Source organism: Gymnodinialimonas ceratoperidinii (assembly GCF_019297855.1).
GTDB lineage: Bacteria > Pseudomonadota > Alphaproteobacteria > Rhodobacterales > Rhodobacteraceae > Gymnodinialimonas > Gymnodinialimonas ceratoperidinii.
On record NZ_CP079194.1, the window covers coordinates 2,414,205 to 2,436,001 of the forward strand.

The following is a 21,797-nucleotide window of genomic DNA, read 5'->3' on the forward strand; positions in this document are numbered from 1 at the left end:
GCTCGCTGCGCCGGGATCACTTGAGCGCGCGACATCAATTGTTGCGGTCACAATAGAGCCCGTGCAGCACCTCCAGCACCGCGGCGGCTTCCTGACCCTTGACGCTATAGTAGATCGTCTGCCCGTCGCGGCGCCCCTCCACCAAGCCGGCCTCTTTCAGCTTCTTGAGTTGCTGCGACATGGTCGATTGCGACAGCCCACAGGCCTGCGCCAGATCATTCACTGACCGCTCGCCGTTCAACAGGCGGCAGAGGATCTGCAACCGCGCCTCGGATGCGAGCATCGTCATCAGCGCCGCAGCGCCCGAGATGTCGCCGTCGAGGAAGTCGTCAGAGAATTTCATATTACGTCCATTGAATATTATACCGTTCGAATATACTATCCTCCGCAGAGTGATACAAGTCCGGCCCGGCGCGAGATCGCGGGCGACAGTTGGAGACGGAAGATGGAAACGGAATTCACCCCCTGGCTGTCGCTTGGCGGCGGCGTGATGATCGGGGCCGCCTCAGTGCTGCTGATGGCCACCAACGGCCGCATCGCGGGCATCAGCGGGCTGACCTCGAACATATTCAAGCGCGCCTCGGACGGAGAGGCCCGCGGCGTCTCGGCGCTCTTCGTTCTGGGCCTGCTTCTGGCCGCGCCGCTATGGCTGCTCGTCTCGGGCGACTGGCCGCAGCAATGGGTGCCGTCGAGCCCGGTCCTCATGGCCGCCGCCGGTCTCCTCGTGGGCTTCGGCGCGACCTACGGCAACGGCTGCACCTCGGGCCATGGTGTCTGCGGCATCAGCCGGGGATCGGGCCGCTCGATCGTGGCAACCCTCACCTTCATGGCGACGGCCTTCGTGACCGTCTTCGTCATGCGGCACCTGATCGGAGCGTGAGATGAAACAGATCTTCGCACTTCTCTCGGGCCTGATCTTCGGCCTTGGGCTGATCATCTCCGGCATGGCCGATCCGGCCAAGGTCCTGAACTTCCTCGACCTCTTCGGCACGTGGGACCCGAGCCTCGCCTTCGTGATGGGTGGCGCCATCGCGGTGACGGCGCCGGGGTTCGCCCGGCTCTTCCGCAAACGACACGCGCCGATGTTTGATACCGAGTTCCGGCTGCCCACCCGCAAGGATCTGGAACCGACGTTGCTTGTCGGTGCTGCGATCTTCGGCGTCGGATGGGGTTTGGGCGGCTTCTGCCCCGGCCCTGCCCTGACCGCGCTGCCGATGGCGGCCACGGGCACCCTGATCTTCGTGCCCTTCATGCTCGCCGGCATGTGGGCCGCCCGAAACACCCCCGACCTCTCCCTTCCCCGCAAGAAAGGAACCGTATGATGAGCGATCCCCTGAACACCCCCGTTGTGCGCCATTCCCCCTCGACCGGCGCGGGGAGTCCTGACGTCTGGGGCATCTACGAGCCGGACACCGGGTCGATCCAGTATATCTGCGCCGACCCTGCCACCAAGAAAGCCGCGCTGATCGACGTGGTGTGGAACTTCGATCCGAAGAACTATCGCTTCTCCACCGAGGCCATCGATCAGGTGCTGGACCTCGTGGCGGAGCACGGGCTGGAGGTGGAATGGGTGCTCGATACCCACCCCCACGCTGACCACGTCATGGCCTCGGCGCAACTGAAGGAACGCACCGGCGCGCCGAACGCCATCGGCGCGTTGGTGCCGCAAATCGCGAAGATCTGGGCGGACCTCTATAATCTGCCCGATGCCTTTGACGCGGAACGGGATTTCGACCACCTCTTCGAGGAGGGTGAGACCTTCAAGATCGGCGAGCTGGAAGCAAAGGTGATGCTGTCGCCCGGCCACACGCTCGGCTCGATCTCCTATGTCTGTGGCGATGCGGCTTTCGTGCACGACACGCTGATGCAGCCTGACGCGGGCACCTCACGCTCGGATTTTCCCGGCGGCGACACCGGAGAGCTGTGGGAGTCGATTCAGGAAATCCTCGCCCTGCCCGGCGACACGCGGCTCTATATCGGCCACGACTACGGCACGAAGGACCGTAAAGAGCCGAGGTGGGAGGCAACCGTCGACGAGCACAAGGCGCACAACATCCACGTGAAGGACGGCACCGAACGCGAGGTCTATATCGAGCGGCGCCAGACCCGCGACGAGACGCTGTCGCTGCCAAACCGCATCCTCGCGGCGCTGCAAATCAACCTGCGCGGCGGGCGGCTCCCGCCGGCGGAGGATGACGGCCATCACTACCTGAAATTGCCGGTCAATCGCTTCGACTGAGAGCCCCAAGCGCCGGCAGCAGCCGCGCCGGCGCTTGCGCAGGTCTTTGCAGTTTCCCGCGACCTCTCCTCTTGCTTGACGGAACCGCTCTCATGACCCTCGCGCCCCTCGCACGCTATCTGCCGATCCTCGATTGGGGCCGGGGTTATGATCGCTCCCAGTTCGCCGGAGACATGATTGCGGCCGTGATTGTCACTATCATGCTGATCCCGCAGTCACTGGCCTATGCGCTGCTGGCCGGTCTGCCGCCCGAGGCCGGGATCTATGCCTCCATCGCGCCGATCGTGCTCTATGCGGTCTTCGGCACCAGCCGTGCGCTGGCGGTGGGACCGGTGGCGGTCGTCTCGCTGATGACGGCCGCGGCCGTGGGCAACATCGCCGAGAGCGGCACCGCAGGCTACGTCACGGCGGCGCTGACGCTGGCCTTCCTGTCGGGTCTGATGTTGCTGGCTCTGGGGCTGTTCCGGCTCGGGTTTCTTGCCAATTTCCTGTCGCATCCGGTGATTGCCGGGTTCATCACCGCCTCTGGCATCCTGATCGCGGCAAGCCAACTGCGTCACATCCTCGGGGTCGAGGCCGAGGGTCACACGCTCGTCGAAATTTTCATGAGCCTCGGCACGCATCTACGCGACGTGAACCCCACGACCGTCATTCTGGGCGTCAGCGCGACGGCCTTCCTGTTCTGGGTCCGTGGCGGGCTGAAACCGCTGTTGCGGCGGGTCGGACTGGGGCCGCGGTTGGCGGACATCGGCGCGAAGCTCGGACCGGTGCTGGCGATCGTTGGGACGACGCTGATTGTATGGGGCTTCGACTTGCAAGAACGGGGCGTCGCCATCGTGGGCGAGGTGCCGCAAAGCCTGCCACCGCTGACCCTGCCTTCCTTCTCGCCCGATCTGCTGTCGCAACTCATCGTGCCGGCCCTGCTGATCTCGATCATCGGCTTCGTCGAAAGCATTTCGGTCGCCCAGACCCTTGCCGCGAAGAAACGCCAGCGCATCGATCCGGATCAAGAGCTGATCGGCCTTGGCAGCGCCAACCTCGGCGCGGCCTTCACCGGGGGCTTTCCCGTCACCGGCGGGTTCTCCCGCTCGGTGGTGAATTTCGATGCCGGCGCAGAAACCCCCGCCGCCGGGGCGTTCACCGCCATCGGACTGGCGCTGGCGGCCGTGTTTCTCACACCGCTGATCTACTTTCTGCCCAAAGCGACGCTTGCCGCCACGATCATCGTGGCCGTCCTCAGCCTCGTCGATTTCTCGATCCTCAAACGCGCCTGTCACTTCAGCCATGCCGACTTCGCAGCTGTTACTGTGACGATCCTGCTGACCTTGGCGCTTGGGGTCGAGGCCGGCGTCAGCGCGGGCGTGATCACGTCGATCATCGTTCACCTCTACAAGACCTCGCGCCCGCACATGGCGGTCGTCGGGAGGGTCCCCGGCACCGAGCATTTCCGGAACGTGCTGCGGCACGAAGTCGAAGTCCAACCCCACGTGCTGTCGCTCAGGATCGATGAAAGCCTCTACTTCCCCAACGCGCGGTTTCTGGAGGATCAACTGTCGCGCTACGCCGCCGACAAACGCGAGCTGACTGACGTGGTGCTGATGTTTCCTGCGGTTAATGAAATAGACCTGTCAGCGCTCGAGTCGTTGGAGGCCATCAACGCCCGCCTCAAGGAGGCTGGCATCCGCCTGCATCTGAGCGAGGTAAAGGGCCCCGTGATGGACCGCCTGAAGGGAAGCCATTTTCTGGAGGAACTGACCGGTGAGATCTTCCTGAGCCAACATGAGGCAGCTTCCAAACTGGATGGATGCGCACCCCGGCAAACTATGTGATCAGACCGACCTGCGAGGCATCAACACGGAACCGCCCACGGCGACACAATCAAACTAATGCAGAAAGGGATGGTGGCGGACAGACAGGGATTCGAACCCTGGAGACGGTCTCCCGCCTACACACTTTCCAGGCGTGCGCCTTCGACCACTCGGCCACCTGTCCGTGGAGGAGCGTTTAGCGGCTATGGTGATGGGTTTGCAAGGGGTTTCGGGGAGAAATTTCCGCCGTGGCAAACTGCTGCCACGCCTCTCCTCGCCTCTCGCCGCGAGAGGCGCTGGAACCCGCGCAGGCGCGCGTGGTTCAGGAGGCGAAGGCGATGGTGACGCGGCGGTTCTGTTTGCCCTTGTTCTCGATCTTGGTGACCGTGAGCTTGCCGATCTCGGAGGTGCGCGCGACATGGGTGCCGCCGCAGGGTTGCAGGTCGACGCGGGCCTTGTCCTCGCCGATCTGCACCAACCGGATCTGACCGGCACCGCGGGGTGGTTGCACCGAGAGGGTCTTCACCAGATCGGGTTTGGCGTCCAGTTCCTCTTCGGTGATCCAGTCGATATGGACCGGCAGATCACGGGTCACCAGCGCGTTGAGCTGCCCTTCCAGCACCTTCTTGTCTTCCGGCGCATAGGGCATATGGAAATCGAGCCGTCCCTTGTCGGCGGCAATGGCGCCCCCGGTGACCGGCAGCGGGATCACCACCGACAGAAGATGCAGCGCCGTGTGGATGCGCATGTGGCCAAGCCTGCGGTCCCAGTCGAGGCGCTGTTCCACCTCGGCCCCCACCGGGGGCAGCGCTGCGGGTTCAGACGGGATCAAAACGATGGCGCCCGCCTCGCCCTTCACCGCCGTCGCGATCGGGATGCGGCCGCCCTCCCAGTCCAGCGTGCCGCTGTCGCCGGGCTGCCCGCCGCCGCGCGCGTAGAAGATCGTGCGGTCGAGGATGACACCGCCCTCCTCCGTCTGTCCAATCACCCGCGCCGTGGCGGTGGTGCGGTAGGGATCGTCCAGAAACAGGGTCTCGGTCGTTGTCATTCCGGGGCATCTTTCGGGGAAACGGCCTGGGCCAAGGCTTCGGGGTTGCGCAGCCAGATGTCGCGTTGGGCGAAGGGAATCTCGATGCCCTCCTCCTTGAAGCGTTCGGCAATCTGGTGGTGGAGCTCTGTCTTCACGGCAACCAACTCGTTGATATCGCGCAGGATACAGCGCATCCGGAAATCGAGGCTATCGGCCCCGAACCCGAGGAAGTCAACGCCCGGTTCGGGGAAGGTCAGCACGCCGGGATGGTTCTTGGCGATATCCATCAGGATGTCCGAGACATGGCGCGTGTCGTTGCCGTAGGCCACGCCAACCGTCACCACGGCCCGCCCCACGGTATTGCCGCGGGTCCAGTTGGTGACCGTGCCGGAGATGAAATCGGCGTTGGGCACGATCACGTCGGTCTTGTCGAAGGTCTCGATCGTGGTGGAGCGGACGGAGATATCCTTGACGATCCCCATGTTGCCCGCGACCTCGATCCAATCGCCCTCGCTGATGGGGCGTTCGATCAACAGGATGATGCCCGAGACGAAGTTCGAGACCACGTTTTGCAGGCCGAAGCCGATGCCGACCGAGAGCGCACCGACGACGAAGCCGAGCGCCGTCAGGTCGATCCCGGCGCTGGTGACGGCGATGACACTGGCCAGCGCGATGCCGACATAGCCCACGCCCGCCGTGACCGCGTTGCGCGCGCCCACGTCCATGTGCGTGCGCGGCAGAACGGTGGATTTCAACGCGCCCTGCAGCAGTCGCGTCACCAGCAAACCGGCCGCGAAAACGAGGATCACCGCCAGAACGACGCCCGGCGTGATCCGGGTTTCGCCCAAGGTGAAGCCCTCCAACATGCGCACGTAGAGCTCCTGCAACCGCTCCGCACGGACGCCCCACGCCATTGCAATGAACGGGGTCGCGACGAGGAAGAGCAGGAAGTTCACGATCACCGGCAACAGCGCCTCCGAGGCGGCCTCGGCGGTGGAGCGGAAGATCACCGCGTAGAGGTCGCGCACGACCGCCTGCAGCACCAGCAACACGCCAAGCATGAAGAGCGTGATCGCGGTGGGTACCATCACGGCCTCGGCGGCATTCAGAAAGCCGATGGCCGCGAGCAGCGGCCCGACGATGGCCACAAGCGACAGAACCCGTGCGAGGATGTTGGTGACGGCGAGGTTGAAGCTCGACACCTCGCCCTCCGGGGCCTCGGTGCGGATGCGGTGCATCAGCCGGGCGAAGCTCCAGTAGCTCCACGCCAGCCCGATGTAGACGGGCAGGACCAGCACACCGCGCGCGTCGACCGGGACGACCTCGAGCGCGGCGACAACCTCGGCCACGTTCGCAAGGCCCATGAACAGGCCGATGAACAGGATCGCCCGGCGCGCGGGCCAGCGGATTTCCATGTCCGCATCGAAGGCCGCGGCGCGTTCCTGATGGTTCGGGAACAGCCGGCCGCCAAGCCAGAGCGCGGCGTAGATCGCGATGATCAGGCCGAGGGCGGCATCCATGATCGCCTCTCCGGCCTCGGTCAACAGGCCGGATTCCTCGAAGGCGATGACCACCATCAGGAAGCCCGCGACCGGCAGCAGCAGCTGTCCGAGGGACACGAGGAAGCCAAGCGCCACCCGTCCACGACGGCGGTCGGCGTCAAGGAAACGGTCGCCAAGGCGCGAGATCAGCGGCCGCCCCCGCAGGATCAGCACAAGGCCGATGAGGATCAGCAGGATCAGAAGCGGCGCTTCGTCCTGGATCGCCTCGCGCACATCGGGGTCTTGCAGCCGCGCGCTGGTGTCGGTCTGCAATTCGACCGCCAGATCGGCGAGCGCCCCAAGCGCCGTGGCCCAGTTCACCGGGTTCAACGGCGTCGGCGAGAGTTCCAGCAACTCCTCGGTCTGGCGCTCGACGACGATGGCGTCGATCTCGGCGATCAAGCCGTTGGCGCGGTTGAAGGCCTCACTGGCGCGCAGGCTCGGCGCCTGTGCCTCGCGCAGCGCTTCGGCGAGGGTTTCGCGGCGGGCGGCAATGGTATCCGGCTCCGTCTCGCCTTCCTCAGGCGCGGCGCCCAAGGCCTCGATCTGGCTCCGGATCGTTGCGACCCGCTCTTCGTTTCGGGCGTCGGCCTCAAGAAACCGGGCGCGCCATTCGGCCAATTCCGCGCGCCGCGCCTCCAGCATCGAGGTGGAGGCGACGGAGCCGTCGATCAACGCCTCGGCGCTCGTCGCGGCCTCTTCCCAGGCCTCGTAGTCGATCTCGACCACGTCGGTCGTCGTTTGTGCCTGCGCGGCACCGATGGAAAAACTTCCGGAAAACCCGGAGACAAGCGGCGTCAGCGCCAGGAACAGCGCGAGAAGAAGTCTGACGTGAAACATGGTTACTCCGCGAATACAGTCGGCACGTCACGGCCCGGCCCATCCATCCACGCAGGGACCGGAAGGCCCTTTTCGCGCAGAAAGTCAGGGTTGAACAACTTGGACTGGTAGCGTGTGCCATAGTCGCAAAGTACCGTCACGATCGTGTGGCCCGGCCCCATTTCCTTCGCCATGCGGATCGCGCCAGCCACGTTGATGCCGGAAGAGCCGCCAAGACACAGCCCCTCGTTGGCGAGGATGTCATAGACCAGCGGCAGCGCCTCGGCGTCGGGGATCTTGTAGCAGGCATCCGGCGTGAAGCCTTCGAGGTTCGCGGTGATGCGCCCCTGCCCGATCCCCTCGGTGATCGAGTTCCCGCCCGCTTCCTTGCCCGTGTAGATCTTGTAGAGCCCCGAGCCTTCCGGATCGGACAGGGCGACCTTCACGCCCTTGGGCTGCAACGCCATACCGACGCCCGCCAGCGTGCCGCCCGAGCCCACGGCGCAGGTGAAGCCGTCAACCTTGCCACCGGTCTGCTCCCAGATCTCGGGCCCGGTCATCTCGACATGGGCCTGCCGGTTGGCGGTATTGTCGAACTGGTTCGCCCAGATCGCGCCGTTGGGGTCGGACTGTGCCAGCCGCTCGGCCAGGCGGCCGGAATATTTCACGTAGTTGTCGGGGTTCGAATACGGCACCGCGGGCACTTCGATCAACTCGGCCCCCGCGATGCGGATCATGTCCTTCTTTTCCTGGCTCTGGGTCTCGGGGATCACGATCACCGTGCGAAACCCGAGCGAGGCGCCGACCAGCGCCAGACCGATGCCGGTGTTGCCAGCCGTGCCTTCGACGATGGTGCCGCCGGGCCGCAGGGTGCCGCGCTTGACAGCATCCTGAATGATGAAGAGCGCGGCGCGATCCTTCACCGACTGGCCGGGGTTGAGGAATTCCGCCTTGCCGAGGATTTCGCATCCCGTGGCCTCGGAGGCGCCGCGCAGGCGGATCAAAGGCGTGTTGCCGATCGCGGACGCAAGCTCGGTGTGGATCGTCATGGCGCGGGCCCTTTCGTGATGCAATCGCCCTCTCAGGCGCGCGGGAAACTTTGGCATAGGTAGACGCGCGACGTCACGAACTCAACCCGCGCCGGCCGCCTCTGCTTCCGCGCGCAGGCGGTCGCGGTGCAGCATGAGATATTGCATCGACAAGATCAGGGGCGCGTTGGCCATGTCGCCCTCCTCCTGCATCCGGCAGGCCAGATCGTAGGAAACGAGGTGGCTGAGAATATCTTCGGCCTCATCGGCATGTCCGCCGATGCCCGCGACGTCATCGGGCAGATCTGCAATGCCGAGGTAGGAATACAAGACCTGCGCCACGCCGCCGGGCGTCGGATAATAGCGGCCGATGTAGTGCAATTTGCCAAGCGTCAGGTTCGCCTCTTCCACGGCCTCGCGGCGGGCCGTGGTTTCGGGCGTTTCGCCAGCGTCGAGGATGCCCGCGACAGGCTCCAGCAACCAGGGCGCCGCATCGCCATTGGCGAAGGGCCCCATGCGGAACTGCTCGATCAACATGATGCGGTCACGCAACGGATCGTAGGGCAGCACCGTGACCGCGTCGGCGACCCGGTAGACCGAGCGCCCGATCGGCCCCTGCGTGTCGCCATCGAAGCGCCGATGGCTCAGGCGGCGCTCCTCGGTGTTGAAGAAGCCGTCGTGGATGTGCTCGACGGCGTGTTCCGTCACATCGGCGCGGGTCATGCCCGCCCCCACGAGGCCCGGCCGCTGCCACCGCCCGGCCCGCACGGTGGCCTCGGCGCGGGCGCGGATGATGCCGAAGCGCGCGCCGATATCGCGCGGCGCAGCGTGGCCGATCTGACGCATGACCTCGCCTGCAGCCAGAAGCTGGATCTCGCCCCATAGCTCCGCCCATGTCGACAGCGACCAGTCCTCGCCCGGCGTGCCCGCCTGCTCCGGCGGGAACCACGCCTCGGCGGCGATCTCGGTGTCGCCCCGGAGCACCCGGACCGGGCGGCGGGTGTAGTCGAAACAGGCCTCGTAGAAATCGAGCCGCGCCAGCGCCTCTGCGCCGGGGGCGATCAACGCACCCTCGGCCGCCATCTCCGCGCGCGCCTCCAGCATCGGCCAGGATTTCCCCGCGACCCACGCCACGCGGTAGCCCGGCAAACGCGCAGGCTCCATCGCGACGGGCGCACCCGCGACAAGGTCCAGCAGGGGCTGGTGGCACAACGTGCCGAAAAGGAAAATCGGCACCATCTAGCGCCAGGCCCGCGCGGCGAATTCCGTCAGGATGCCCGCGATGACGCCGCCGACCAGCAGCACGCCCCAGACGCCAAGGGTCAGGGACTGCGTCAGGTACTCCAGGAACAACTCCAACGAGGCGGTCACGGCCTCTTCGGGGTTGTCATAGCGCAGATTGGCGGAGCGGATGAACATCGTGCGCAGGGCGAAGAGCGCGATGGCGAAGAAGGCGATCTGCAACGAGGTCCGCAAGCCGTTCGACGCCGCAAGGCTCATGCCCGCGCCCGCGCGGTTGCCCATGACCATCCATCCCTGCCAGAAGCCGATGGCCGCGATCGTGATGTTGAAATAGGTCGCCGGCGTGCCTTCGGGCAACGTCAGTTTCGCCTGCATCGCCGCCACGTAGGCCACGGCGAAGAACAGCAAGCTGCCGGCCAGTTTCGCGCCCGTGGGCATGTGCTTTGTCCCGTCCCGTTCCGCTCGGACCGTCGTTGCGGCCAGAATTTCCACGCCAATTTCCGGGATGACGGGACGCGGCGCAAGGGGCGAGATTTATTTTCCGGCGCAGCTGATCCCTTCACGGCACAGCAGGGTCGGAACTTCACGCCGTGTCGCGGTTCTCGTAGGCTTGCAAGGCCCGCGCGCGGCCCTCCGAGGCGCTGACGATGGGCGCATCGGGGTAACCCATATCGGGCGACAGGTTCCACGAACGCGGCACCGCCTCGAAATACGACAGCGCGCTCTCCAACGCGGGCTGCGAGGTCTCTGCCAGCCAGCGCCGGCGATAGCGGCCATTCTTATCGAACTTTTCCGCCTGGGTCTCGGGATTAAAGACTCGAAAGAACGGCGTCGCATCCGGGCCGGAGCCCGCCGACCATTGCCACCCCATCGCGTTGCTCGCCGGGTCCCAGTCCACCAGACATTCCTCGAACCAGTCGAGCCCGATTTTCCAATGACACATCAGGTGCTTGGTCAGGTAGGAGGCGACGAGCATCCGGGCGCGATTGTGCATCCGACCGGTCACATACATCTCGCGCATGGCGGCATCGACGATCGGCATCCCCGTGCGCCCCTGCTTCCAGTCGCGCACCTCGTCGCGGCGTTCGTCGGTGTTCCATGGGAAGGCGTCCCACTCCTCGCGCCAATTGGCCGAGGTGATGCGCGGGGTGTGATAGACGAGGTGATGGGCGAAGTCGCGCCAGACGAGCTCTTTCAGAAAGGTCTCGGCACCCGATTTGCCCTCCGCCATTGCGCGCTGCCCCGCGTGCCAACACTGGCGCGCGCTGATCTCGCCGTAGGTGAGGTTCTCGGAGAGTTGCGAGGTGCCGTTCTTCTCTAGGTTGTCGCGTGCATCGGCGTAATCGTCGATGCCCTCCGCCATGAAGGCGCCCAACCGCTCCCTTGCGGCCTTCTCGCCGACGTTCACATGTTCGGCCACCACCGCCGCGCCCCGGTCCATCGCGGCGCCAAGCTGCCAATCCTCCAACGTGTCGGAGGCGGGCCACGCCTCGGGCGCGGGAATATCGGGCACGTCCAGCGTCTCACCCGGAGAGCGGTTGCGCACGGACTTCCAGTAGGGTGTGTAGACCTTGTAATAGCCGCCGGTCTTAGTCTCGACCGTCCACGGCTCGAACAAGACGTGACCCTTGTGGCTGACGGCTTTGATGCCATCCTCGACAAGGGCGGCTTTCACGGCCTCGCCACGCTTGCGGCTGTCGGGGTCATAGAGGCGGTTCCAATGGACCGTGTCGGCGCCCACTTCGTCGATCAGGGCGCGCAGGGTGGTCAGCGCATCGCCGCGCCGCAGGATCAGGTTCGAACCGGCATCCCGCAGCGCCTCTGCGAAGGCGGCGACACCCAGGCCCAACCGCCACTTCGGCGCGGCCTTGTGGCTTTCCACCACCTCGTCGCAAATGAAAACCGGCACCACCGCGCCGCTTTCGCAGGCCGCAACCAGTGCCGGATTGTCGGCCAGGCGAAAATCCCGCCGGGCCCAGTAGATCGCCGTCATGCGCGCCTCCAAATTCTCAGCGAAAACTAGGGCGCGACAGGCAGGGTCAAGTCTTTCGCGGGCGTCAAGGCGCCTCGATCAGCACCAGATCCCGCTCGGACGCGCCGGTCGCATGGGTCATTGCCTCTTGATAGGCCTCGGATTCGTAGCAGGCATTCGCCGCATCGAGCGAGGGGAAAACCGCCACGACGTTGCGCGGATGGGCGCGGCCCTCCTTCTGGATCGAGCGCCCGCCCCGTGCGAGGAAACAGCCCCCATGGGCGGTGATCGCATCGGTCGCCAGCGCGGCATATTTCGAGTAGGCCGCGTCGTCGGTCACGGTCACATGGGCAATCCAATAGGCTTGAGGCATCGTGCTTCCCTTTGTTATCGCATGTTTATTTTATTTCGCGACGGTTCACCCCGCCTGCGCCAGAACCGCCTTGGCCGCGGCAAGAGCCGCCTCGGCATTCTCGGCACTGGCCCCGCCACCCTGGGCGAAATCAGGCCGGCCACCGCCGCCCTTGCCGCCCAATTCGACGACCGCCGCGCGCACCAAATCCACGGCGCTGATCCGGTCTTTCAGATCATCGGTCACGCCAGCGGCCACAGCCGCTTTGCCGCCGGTATCGGCCACCAGCACCACCGCGCCCGAGCCGAGACGCGCCTTGTGCTCGTCGACGATGCCAGCAAGGTCCTTGCCCGTCACGCCCGAAAGCGCCTGACCGTGGAAGGCGATCCCGTTGACCTCGGTCGCCTCGGGCGCGCTGGCGCCGCCGGCCATGGCCAACTCACGACGCAGCTGTGCCACCTCGTTCTCGAGCTTCTTGCGGTCGTCCTTCAGGGCCTTCACCCGATCGATCACATCGCCGGGCTGCGCGTTCAGCTCCTGGGCCAGCGCGGCCATGCGGTGATCCTGCTCGGAGAGATACTCGAACGCCGCCGGCCCCGTCAGCGCCTCGATCCGGCGCACGCCGGCGCTGGAGGCGCTGTCGCCGAGGGTCACGAAAACGCCGATGTCGCCGGTGCGCGCCACGTGGGTGCCGCCGCAAAGCTCCAGCGAGTAGGTATCCCCGCCCGTGCCCTTGCCCGAGCCCGCCAGCGCGCCCATGGAGACCACGCGCACCTCGTCGCCGTATTTCTCACCGAACAGCGCCTGCGCGCCGAGGCCGCGGGCGTCATCGGGGGTCATCACCCGAGTTTCCACCGCGCCGTTCTGGCGGATGTATTCATTCACCTCGGCCTCGACCTGGGCCAGCTCCTCAAGGCTCAGCGCCTTGCCGTGGCTGAAGTCGAAGCGCAGCCGATCGGGTGCATTGAGCGAGCCGCGCTGCGCCACGTGATCGCCAAGCGCGCGGCGGAGCGCCTCGTGCAGCAGGTGGGTGGCGGAGTGGTTGGCGCGAATGGTTGTGCGGCGCTCATGGTCGACCGTCAGCTCCGCGCCCTGCCCCACCTTGATCTCGCCCTCGCTCACCTCGCCGATGTGCAGGAACACGTCCGCCACCTTGCGCGTATCGGTCACGGTCACGACGCCGCTTTCGGTGCGGATCACGCCGGTGTCGCCGACCTGACCACCCGCTTCGGCGTAGAACGGCGTCTGGTTGACCACGACGGTCACGCTGCCCGTGGCCGCATCCACCGTCGCGCCGTCCTGCACCAGCGCCAGGACCTGGCCCTCGGCCACTTCGGTGTCGTAGCCCAGGAACTCGGTCACGCCGTGCTTCTCTGCGATGTCGAACCAGATCGTGGCATCCGCCGCGTCGCCGGACCCGCTCCAGGCGGCGCGGGCCTTGGCCTTCTGCTCGGCCATGGCGCTGTCGAAGCCCTCGGTGTCCACAGCGCGCCCCTGCTCGCGCAGGGCGTCCTGCGTCAGATCGAGGGGGAAGCCGTAGGTGTCATAGAGCTTGAACGCCGCCTCGCCGGGCAGGTTTCCACCCTCGGGCAGCTTCGCCACTTCGTCATCCAGCAGCTTCAGGCCACGGTCGAGGGTCTGGCGGAAGCGTTCTTCCTCCAGCTTCAGGGTCTCGGTGATCAACGATTGCGCTTGCCCGAGCTCGGCATAGGCCTGCCCCATCTGGCTCACCAGCGCGGGCACGAGGCGATACATCAGCGGGTCCTTCGCGCCGAGCAAATGCGCGTGACGCATGGCGCGGCGCATGATCCGCCGTAGCACGTAGCCGCGCCCGTCGTTCGAGGGCATGACGCCGTCGGCAATCAGGAAGGAGGTGGAGCGCAGATGGTCCGCGATCACCCGGTGGTGCACGTTCTGATCGCCGTCGAGATCGGTCGACGACGCATGGGCCGAGGCCTCCATCAGCGCGCGCATCGTGTCGGTGTCGTAGTTGTCGTGGGAGCCCTGAAGCAGCGCCCCGATCCGCTCCAGCCCCATGCCGGTGTCGATCGACTGCATGTCGAGCGGCACCATCGAGCCATCGGCGAACTGCTCGTTCTGCATGAAAACGATGTTCCAGATCTCGATGAAGCGGTCGCCATCTTCTTCCGGGCTGCCCGGAGGGCCACCCCAGATGTGCTCGCCGTGGTCGTAGAAGATCTCGGTGCAGGGGCCGCAGGGGCCGGTCGGGCCCATCTGCCAGAAGTTGTCAGAGGTCGCGATGCGGATGATCCGATCCTCGGGCACGCCGACCTTCTTCCAGATCTCGAAAGCCTCGTCATCGGTGTGGTAGACGGTGACGTAGAGCCGGTCCTTGGCGAGGCCGAAGTCTTTGGTGATCAGCTCCCACGCGTAGCGGATCGCGTCTTCCTTGAAGTAATCGCCGAAGCTGAAATTGCCGAGCATCTCGAAGAACGTGTGATGACGCGCGGTGTAGCCCACGTTGTCGAGGTCGTTGTGCTTGCCGCCAGCGCGCACGCATTTCTGGGCCGAGGTGGCACGCACGTAATCGCGGGTCTCGACCCCGGTGAAGAGGTTCTTGAACTGGACCATGCCCGAGTTGACGAACATCAGCGTCGGGTCATTGCGCGGAACCAACGGGCTGGAGGGCACGATCTCGTGCCCCTGCCGACCGAAGTAATCGAGGAAGGTCGAACGGATATCATTCAGGCTGGTCATGGCGCGGCGGTTCCAAAGCTAAAGATGCGGCGCATGATGTAACCGTGCCCCGCCGCCCTGTCCATGATCCCACGCGAAAAAGCCGGGGGCGGCCGCGCTAACGAAAAAGGGCGGCCCGTGAAAGCCACCCTCTCCGTCGCATCTCCCTGCCCGGAATGGGACCGGACCGAGATGAAACTTGGCAGGCGCCCGTCTGAATGCCGGACAACTGCGTAGCCTGCGCTATTCGTCGTCGGCCAGCATGTCGGGGTCGTCCTTGTCCATGTCAAACTCGAGCCCGTGGGCCGCGCGGATCTTGTCCTCGATCTCCAGCGCGATGGCCGGATTGTCCTTCATGAACTGCTTGGCGTTCTCCCGGCCCTGCCCCACACGCTCGTCGCCGTACGAGAACCAGCTGCCGGATTTCTCGACGATGCCGGCCTTCACGCCCATGTCGATCAGCTCACCGCTCTTCGAGATGCCCTCGCCATACATGATGTCGAATTCCACCTGCTTGAACGGCGGCGCCACCTTGTTCTTGACGACCTTGACGCGGGTGGAGTTGCCAACGACCTCGTCGCGGTCCTTGATTGCGCCGATGCGGCGGATATCGAGGCGGACGGAAGAGTAGAACTTCAGCGCGTTACCGCCGGTCGTGGTTTCGGGCGAGCCGAACATCACGCCAATCTTCATGCGGATCTGGTTGATGAAGATCACCATGCACCCCGAACGATTGATCGAGCCGGTCAGCTTGCGCATCGCCTGCGACATCAGCCGCGCGTGCACCCCGACCGAACTGTCGCCCATGTCGCCTTCCAGCTCGGACTTCGGCGTCAGGGCCGCGACCGAGTCGACGATGACCATGCTGACGGCGCCCGAGCGCACCAGCGTATCGACGATCTCGAGCGCCTGCTCTCCGGTATCGGGCTGCGAAATCAGCAGCTCATCAAGGTTAACGCCAAGCTTGCGGGCATATTGCGGATCGAGCGCGTGCTCCGCGTCGACGAAGGCACATACGCCGCCCTTTTTCTGCTCTTCCGCGACCGCGTGGAGCGTCAAGGTCGTCTTGCCCGAGCTTTCAGGCCCATAGATTTCAACGATGCGCCCCTTGGGCAGCCCGCCGATCCCCAAGGCAATGTCGAGCCCGAGGGAGCCTGTGGAGGTCGCCTCGATCTCCTGAATGGCATTCTCGCCGCCCAGTTTCATGATAGAGCCCTTGCCGAACTGGCGTTCGATCTGCGCCAGCGCGCTGTCGAGGGCTTTTTGCTTATCAGCAGATTTACGATCGGTCATGTCGAGAAGGTTCGCCGTTGCCATGGAATTCAGATCCTTATGTCATGCCGCAGGGTCTGGCGGCAATGGGGCCGGTTGGGGCAAAGCACCCTCGGGTCCGGCTTCGTTATGTTCACCTCTTGTTCACATTGCAGCTAGCAAACAAAACGAGAACAATTCAAGTTAAATCTTCTGTGCTGTGATAATTCACACGAAGGCGTTAACAATCGGTTACGAAAACTGGGAAGACTTGAGGGGTGCAGGCGGTGTTGGTGTTTTGGAAAGCGCGGCTGGTGCTTCTGGCGGTGCCGAAGACGGGGACGACGGCACTGGAATCGGCGCTTTTGCCCCATGCGGACACCGCGATCCTGAACCCGCCTCAGCAGAAGCATTGCACGGTACGGCGCTACCGGAACCAGTTGCAGAAATTTTTCGAGCAGCGCGGCCAGCGGCAGTTGGAATTGATGGCTGTCGTCCGCGAGCCTGTTGGCTGGCTCTCGAGTTGGTATCGCTACCGCGCGCGCGACGAGATAAGCGGCACCGAGAACTCCACTGCCGAAGTAACGTTCGATGATTTCGTCGATGCCTGGCTGGAGGATACTCCGCCCGAATTTGCCAAGGTTGGCCGTCAGTCGCGTTTCGTCTCGGCGGAGGACGGCAGCCTCGGCGTCGACCATCTTTTCCGCCACGACCAACTCGATCGCGCCGTCTCCTTTCTGGAGGATCGGCTCAAGACGCCGCTGGAATTGGGCCGCAGCAACGTCTCCCCTGCCCGGCCCGTCGACCTGAGCGCCGCGATGGAGGCGCGCCTGCACACAGAAGCGCCCGAGGAATTCGATCTCTGGTCGCGTGTGGGCGGTGATCTCGTCCCTTAGTGCAGTTGCTGGCGCACCGTCTCGGTCAGGTCGACAAGCGAAAACGGCTTCGGCAAGAAAACCGAGCCCGGCACGCTCATCGATCCCTCCGCCATTGCGTCATCGGCATAGCCGGACACGAAAACCACCTTGGTTCCGGGGCGGTCCTTCAGAGCTTTCCGCACCCATGACGGACCGTCCATCCCCGGCATGATCACATCGGTGACGAAGAGATCGACCTCCAGGCCCGTGTCGGAGAGTGTTTCCAGCGCCTCTTCCGCGCTGCCGGCCTCCATCACGGTGTAGCCGCGCAGGCGCAACGCGCGCGAGGCAAAGGCCCGCACCGGAGCCTCGTCCTCCACCAGCAAGACGACGCCGGGTCTCCCCTCGTTGGCGGTTTCGATCAACTCGGATGTGTTGCTTTCGATCAGTTCTACCGTCGGCCCCTCCCCCGACTTCAGATGCGCCGGAATATAGATGGTGAAGGTCGTGCCAGAGCCCAGAACACTGTCCACGAAAATATAGCCGCCGGTCTGTTTCACGATGCCATAGGCCATGGACAGGCCGAGGCCGGTCCCCTCTCCCGTGCGTTTGGTCGTGAAGAACGGCTCGAAAATCCGGTTGAGCTTGTCGGGCGAGACGCCGTGGCCGTGATCGCGCACCCGGATCGTGACATATGAGCCCTTCGGCACGATCGCCTGATCGCGTGACATGGGCGCGGTCAGATGCACCATCCGTGTCTCCACCCGCACTTCGCCGCCGTCGGGCATCGCGTCCCGCGCATTTACCACGAGGTTCATGATCACCTGATCGAGCTGCCGCCGGTCGGCGCGGATCGGCAGAAGCTCGGGATCATTGGACAGCGTAAGCTTGATCTTTTCCCCAACGAGGCGATTGAGCAGATGGGTCAACTCGCCAATCGAATCCGCGAGGTCCAGAACCTCCGGCTCCAGCGTCTGCTTGCGCGAGAACGCGAGCAACTGGCCCACGAGGCTGGCGGCGCGGTTGGCGTTCTGGTTGATCTGCATCAGGTCGGCGTAATCCTGATCCCCCTGATCGTGGCGCAGCAACAGCAGGTCGCAATGGCCGGTGATCGCGGTGAGCAGATTGTTGAAATCATGCGCCACGCCGCCTGCAAGTTCGCCAATTGCCTGCATTTTCTGGCTCTGGACGAATTGCTGCTCCAGCGTTTTCAACTCGGTCGCGTCGTGGAGCACCGCAAGAAGCGAGGGGCCGGTGCCGTCGACGATCCGACTCAGCGAGATCTGCAGGAACGTCTCGTCCCGGCGCTGCTTGGCCCGCGCCACTTCCGAGCGGTTCGGCACCCTTTCGGCCAATGTGTCTGCCACCCAATCGCTCACCGGGCGGCCGAGGTTCTCGACGAATTGCGACATCGGTCCCGTCGTCCCCGGTTCAACCCCGAGAAGTTTCTGCGCATGGTAATTGGAGGCCTGCACTTCTCCGTCAGCGCTGATGTGGAGGAGCGCCACCGGCAGCGATTCGAAGGCCCGCGCCGCGACAGAGGCCGCGGGAGGTTCCGACAGGCCCGGCACGGCGTAGACCTCCCTGCGGCCATCCTTCGACGGCACCACGATAGGAATGACCTCGATCTTGCCATCCGCGCCCGAGAGGCTGGAGCGGCGCCCCGCCACGAGCGGCTGTTCCGGGAAGACATCCTCCAGCGTCGTGGCGCGGCGGCCCAGGACATCGCGCATCGCAGAATTCATCGACAAGACCGTATCGTTGTGACTGACCACCATCATCGGCAGGCCGATCCATTCCCCCTGCCGCGAATTCGCATCCGCCAGATCATCGAGCCGCCAGATCACGCCGCCGTTGAGCCGATGCGCCGCCAGCCGCACCGTGCCGCGGGGTGTGACGATGACTTCATGGGCCGAGGGACGCCGTCCGAGCGCCGTTTCCTGCCTGAAAACGACGGCTGCCGCGTTCGGCAACACGCTGGCGATGGCGCGCGCCATGGGCAGGCCAAGACGCTCTCCAAACCGACGGTCGGCGGCCGCGTTCTGCAATACGATGGCCCCGTCGTCGTCCGTGCAGAAACACGGCGCGGGATCGTGCTGGATCAGGGAAAAGGCTGCCTGAAACGTGTTCTGCACCCGCCAGATGCGCCATATATCGCGCAGGGCGACAAGGCTCGCGGCAGCCAGAAACCCGCCGGTTGCCGCCATCAGGCCGAAGCGCAACTCCGCCCCCGGCGCGAGCAAGGTCGCGGCGCCAGCGACCAGACCCAGAACCAGAAGGACCGCCGGCTGAACAAACGGCTTGATACCGCGTGCGTCCGTCACAACCCGATCAGCGGTCTCGTCTGTCACCTGTCATTCGCCTCCAACTCGGTGGTGGCACCCCACGCGCGGCACCCGGCCTTGCGTGAAGCTTTCAGCCAAAAGGTTAAATTAACCTTAAGATGAACGGAGAAACGGCACCAAGGAAAATCTGGAGCGCGCTATGCGGGGTCGTGGATCAACTCGGCGCTGAAAAAACCGTCGGATGCGGTCAGCGGCGTGTCGACCGTCGTGACGCCAACCTTCCACTCCGGATGCCGCGCCAGAAAACCTGCCACCTGCGCCTCGTTCTCGGCCTCGAAAAGCGAGCACGTCATGTAGACGATCCGCCCCCCGACGGCGGTCAGGGCGCTTGCCTTATCGAGGATCTCTGCCTGGGTTTTCACAAGATCTTCAAGCGCTTGAGGCGTCAGGCGCCACTTCGCCTCGGGGTCGCGCCGCCATGTGCCGGACCCGGAACAGGGCACGTCGGTCACGACCACATCGAATGGGCTCCGCGCGGCAAGATCGGCGCCTGCCAGTTGTTTGATCCGCACCCCTGCCCGCTCTGCCCGCGGCTCCAGATCGGCCATGCGCTGCGGCAAGGCATCATGGGCAAAGACCTCGGCGCCCGTCCGATCCGCAATCGCCAGAGCCTTGCCGCCGCCGCCCGCGCAAAAATCGAGGATCGTCCCGTCGTGAGGCCAATCCACCTGCGCAATCGCGCGTTGGACCGACAGATCCTGAGGCTCGACCAAGCCCGTCGTGTAGGCCAGCGATTGCCGCAACCGCCGCGCGCCTTCGGTGACCTCAAGCGCGGTCTCGACCTCGCCATGGGCCCGCGTGGCCATGCCATCGGCCTCCAACGCCCGCGCCGCGGCCTCGCGCGTGGTGCGGCGCAGGTTGACCCGCAGCCAGAGCGGCGCACGATGGGCAAAGCTCTCCAGCAACTCCGGCAGTGTATCCCCGGCACGGGCGACAAGCAGGGGCCGCGTCCATTCCGGCACGTTGAGCGCGGGATCAGAGGCCGGCACGGCGGCGGCTTGCTCAGCCTCGGTCAACGGCGCGGGCGCATGGCCAACGCCCGAGAAGACCGCGTCCACATCGCCGCCCTGCGCGCGCAGCAAGCCGAGCACCAGCCCACGTCCGTCCGCGCCGCCGAGGGCTTCACACACCCCTTTTTGCCGCAGCACGTCATAGACGTGGTCACGCACCGCCGCGCGGTCCTTGGAGCCCGCGTAGCGCGCGCCCCGCGCCCACCGCGTCAACGCCTGCTCCGCGGGCATGCCGTCGAGCCAGGCGTCCAACACGCCAATCGCCGCTCCGTATCGTGCTGCAGGTTGCATTTTCACCCATCACTTTAACAAGAGGCCACAAGTCATTGATCTTACAGTGTATGTTCTTCTACGTAGTCGAGACCGAGCCTCCACCCGTCCCGCCAGTTTGCCAGATCTACACGCTGGCGCCAGAGGAGGAAAGCGCCGCGCGCCTTAACCCCATCGCGCTTAGCCCGCAGCCCGCTCCTCGCGGCCGCGCAACAGGAGCCGGATGATGTCCGAGCGCGTCAGGATCCCGACCAGCCGCGTATTCTTCACCACCGGCACGACCTCGCTGCTGGCCCCCGCCAAGCGCTCCAGCAAGACCCCGACCGGCAGATCATGGGGCACAGACCGCACGGGTTGCATCACATCCGCCACCAAACGCTGCCCGGTCCGCCTACGCCGCAACGGACGGTCCTGCGTCGAAATCCCCTCCAACAGATCCACCTGCAACACGATCCCCTCGAACGCGCCGCCCGCCGACACCACCGGCAGGCTCTTGATCCGATGGGTTTCAAACAGCCGGGCGGCCTTGGGCAGCGGCGCCTCGGGGCGGATCGTAACGAGGTCCGAGGTCATGACGTCGCCGCAGGTCATGCCGTCGAAGCGGTGCTGCGCAGCCTCCGCCTCTGCGGCCGCCAACAAGCGCCCGAGGTCCGCCACACCGAGGTTGGTGGACTGGTTGAACCGCTCCAACAGCGTCTTCAATTGCGCGCTCGACAGGCCGAGGCGCGGGGACTCCTCCGTCGGGCCTGTTTCCGCGGGCAGGCGGAAGGGATAAACGCGCCCCGTGGCGCGATTGTAGAGCGTCGCGCTGACCACGAGGATCACGGTCGTCACCGCCAAGGGCACAAGGGCGAAATAGGCGCCGTCCGCCAGCGCCGCATCGGGCGAGAGCGCCGTCAGAAGTGCCACCGCCCCGCCCGGCGGATGCAGCGCGCGCAGGAAGATCATCACCGTGATCGCCGCGCCGACGGCCAAGCCGACGACCAAGGGCGTCGGTACGAATTCCACCAAAACCAGCGCCACGGATGCCGCGCTGACATTACCCACGACGGCCGACCAGGGCTGCGCCAGGGGCGAGTTCGGCACGCAGAACAGCAGCACCGCCGTCGCTCCCAAAGGCGCCACGAGGAAGATCGACGAGACCTCAAACCACGCCCCGATGCCTGCGCAGAGCACGCAGAGGCTGATCCCGATCAGGGCGCCCATCCCGGCGCGCAACGCCTCGCTCCCATGGGCGCGCGGCAAGGCGGGGGCAAGGTGATGCCAGAATTGCATGAAGTGGCTCTCCGAAACTGCGAACCCGCGCGGACCCTTACGGCAAGCAGGCGCGCCGTTT

18 protein-coding genes and 1 tRNA gene are annotated in these 21,797 nt (G+C 65.2%); 5 read left to right on the forward strand and 14 right to left on the reverse strand.

Features of this window, described 5'->3' with window-relative positions; translation table 11 throughout:
• Nucleotides 1–34 precede the first annotated feature (34 nt).
• Entirely contained in the window at nucleotides 35–343 is a 309-nt protein-coding gene (locus KYE46_RS11660; RefSeq protein WP_219000787.1) for an ArsR/SmtB family transcription factor, read from the reverse strand.
• Between the two features lie 102 nt (nucleotides 344–445).
• On the opposite strand from KYE46_RS11660, the gene KYE46_RS11665 reads away from it, so the two are divergent.
• The 4 genes from KYE46_RS11665 (at nucleotide 446) to KYE46_RS11680 (ending at nucleotide 4,068) form a co-directional block, all read left to right on the forward strand.
• Nucleotides 446–880 carry a YeeE/YedE family protein gene (locus KYE46_RS11665; RefSeq protein WP_219000788.1) on the forward strand — a complete coding sequence of 145 codons (435 nt, stop codon included), beginning with the start codon at nucleotides 446–448 and terminating at the stop codon, nucleotides 878–880.
• Nucleotide 881: 1 nt separating this feature from the next.
• On the forward strand, nucleotides 882–1,322 hold the full coding sequence (locus KYE46_RS11670) for a YeeE/YedE family protein (RefSeq protein ID WP_219000789.1): 441 nt from the start codon (nucleotides 882–884) through the stop codon (nucleotides 1,320–1,322).
• A complete protein-coding gene (locus KYE46_RS11675; protein WP_219000790.1) occupies nucleotides 1,322–2,239 on the forward strand; it encodes an MBL fold metallo-hydrolase in 918 nt (305 codons plus the stop codon). The genes KYE46_RS11670 and KYE46_RS11675 overlap by 1 nt, the downstream gene beginning before the upstream one ends.
• Nucleotides 2,240–2,331: 92 nt before the next feature.
• A complete protein-coding gene (locus KYE46_RS11680; protein ID WP_219000791.1) occupies nucleotides 2,332–4,068 on the forward strand; it encodes a SulP family inorganic anion transporter in 1,737 nt (578 codons plus the stop codon).
• A gap of 73 nt (nucleotides 4,069–4,141) precedes the next feature.
• On the opposite strand, the gene KYE46_RS11685 is transcribed toward KYE46_RS11680, so the two are convergent.
• The 10 genes from KYE46_RS11685 to recA form a co-directional block, all read right to left on the reverse strand.
• Nucleotides 4,142–4,231, reverse strand: a tRNA-Ser gene (locus KYE46_RS11685).
• Nucleotides 4,232–4,369: 138 nt separating this feature from the next.
• Nucleotides 4,370–5,095 carry an alanyl-tRNA editing protein gene (locus KYE46_RS11690; protein ID WP_219000792.1) on the reverse strand — a complete coding sequence of 242 codons (726 nt, stop codon included), beginning with the start codon at nucleotides 5,093–5,095 and terminating at the stop codon, nucleotides 4,370–4,372.
• A complete protein-coding gene (locus tag KYE46_RS11695) occupies nucleotides 5,092–7,458 on the reverse strand; it encodes a DUF3772 domain-containing protein (protein ID WP_219000793.1) in 2,367 nt (788 codons plus the stop codon). The genes KYE46_RS11690 and KYE46_RS11695 overlap by 4 nt, the downstream gene beginning before the upstream one ends.
• A gap of 2 nt (nucleotides 7,459–7,460) precedes the next feature.
• Nucleotides 7,461–8,486, reverse strand: a complete 1,026-nt coding sequence (locus KYE46_RS11700) for a cysteine synthase A (protein WP_219000794.1) — start codon at nucleotides 8,484–8,486, stop codon at nucleotides 7,461–7,463.
• A gap of 81 nt (nucleotides 8,487–8,567) precedes the next feature.
• A complete protein-coding gene (locus tag KYE46_RS11705) occupies nucleotides 8,568–9,701 on the reverse strand; it encodes a gamma-glutamylcyclotransferase (RefSeq protein ID WP_219000795.1) in 1,134 nt (377 codons plus the stop codon).
• Between the two features lie 3 nt (nucleotides 9,702–9,704).
• Nucleotides 9,705–10,199: a TrgA family protein gene (locus KYE46_RS11710; protein WP_219000796.1), complete on the reverse strand. Its 495-nt coding sequence runs from the start codon at nucleotides 10,197–10,199 to the stop codon at nucleotides 9,705–9,707.
• Nucleotides 10,200–10,290: 91 nt separating this feature from the next.
• Complete coding sequence (locus tag KYE46_RS11715; RefSeq protein WP_219000797.1) at nucleotides 10,291–11,700, reverse strand: cryptochrome/photolyase family protein; 1,410 nt, start codon at nucleotides 11,698–11,700, stop codon at nucleotides 10,291–10,293.
• Between the two features lie 64 nt (nucleotides 11,701–11,764).
• Nucleotides 11,765–12,052: a DUF1330 domain-containing protein gene (locus tag KYE46_RS11720; RefSeq protein WP_219000798.1), complete on the reverse strand. Its 288-nt coding sequence runs from the start codon at nucleotides 12,050–12,052 to the stop codon at nucleotides 11,765–11,767.
• A 45-nt stretch (nucleotides 12,053–12,097) separates the two neighbouring features.
• A complete protein-coding gene (alaS, locus tag KYE46_RS11725; RefSeq protein WP_219000799.1) occupies nucleotides 12,098–14,749 on the reverse strand; it encodes an alanine--tRNA ligase in 2,652 nt (883 codons plus the stop codon).
• A gap of 222 nt (nucleotides 14,750–14,971) precedes the next feature.
• A complete protein-coding gene (gene recA / locus KYE46_RS11730) occupies nucleotides 14,972–16,045 on the reverse strand; it encodes a recombinase RecA (protein ID WP_219000800.1) in 1,074 nt (357 codons plus the stop codon).
• A gap of 227 nt (nucleotides 16,046–16,272) precedes the next feature.
• Between recA and KYE46_RS11735 the strand changes: the two genes are divergently transcribed.
• Nucleotides 16,273–16,875 (forward strand): sulfotransferase family 2 domain-containing protein, encoded by a 603-nt coding sequence (locus tag KYE46_RS11735; protein ID WP_247716825.1) that lies wholly within the window; start codon nucleotides 16,273–16,275, stop codon nucleotides 16,873–16,875.
• Here KYE46_RS11735 and KYE46_RS11740 read toward each other — a convergent pair.
• From KYE46_RS11740 to KYE46_RS11750, 3 genes are all read right to left on the reverse strand, one after another.
• Nucleotides 16,872–19,187, reverse strand: coding sequence for a hybrid sensor histidine kinase/response regulator (locus tag KYE46_RS11740; protein WP_247716826.1), 2,316 nt, complete (start codon nucleotides 19,185–19,187; stop codon nucleotides 16,872–16,874). The genes KYE46_RS11735 and KYE46_RS11740 overlap by 4 nt on opposite strands.
• Nucleotides 19,188–19,318: 131 nt before the next feature.
• Nucleotides 19,319–20,482, reverse strand: a complete 1,164-nt coding sequence (locus KYE46_RS11745; protein WP_219000802.1) for an RsmB/NOP family class I SAM-dependent RNA methyltransferase — start codon at nucleotides 20,480–20,482, stop codon at nucleotides 19,319–19,321.
• Between the two features lie 159 nt (nucleotides 20,483–20,641).
• Complete coding sequence (locus KYE46_RS11750; protein WP_219000803.1) at nucleotides 20,642–21,736, reverse strand: HPP family protein; 1,095 nt, start codon at nucleotides 21,734–21,736, stop codon at nucleotides 20,642–20,644.
• Nucleotides 21,737–21,797 lie beyond the last annotated feature (61 nt).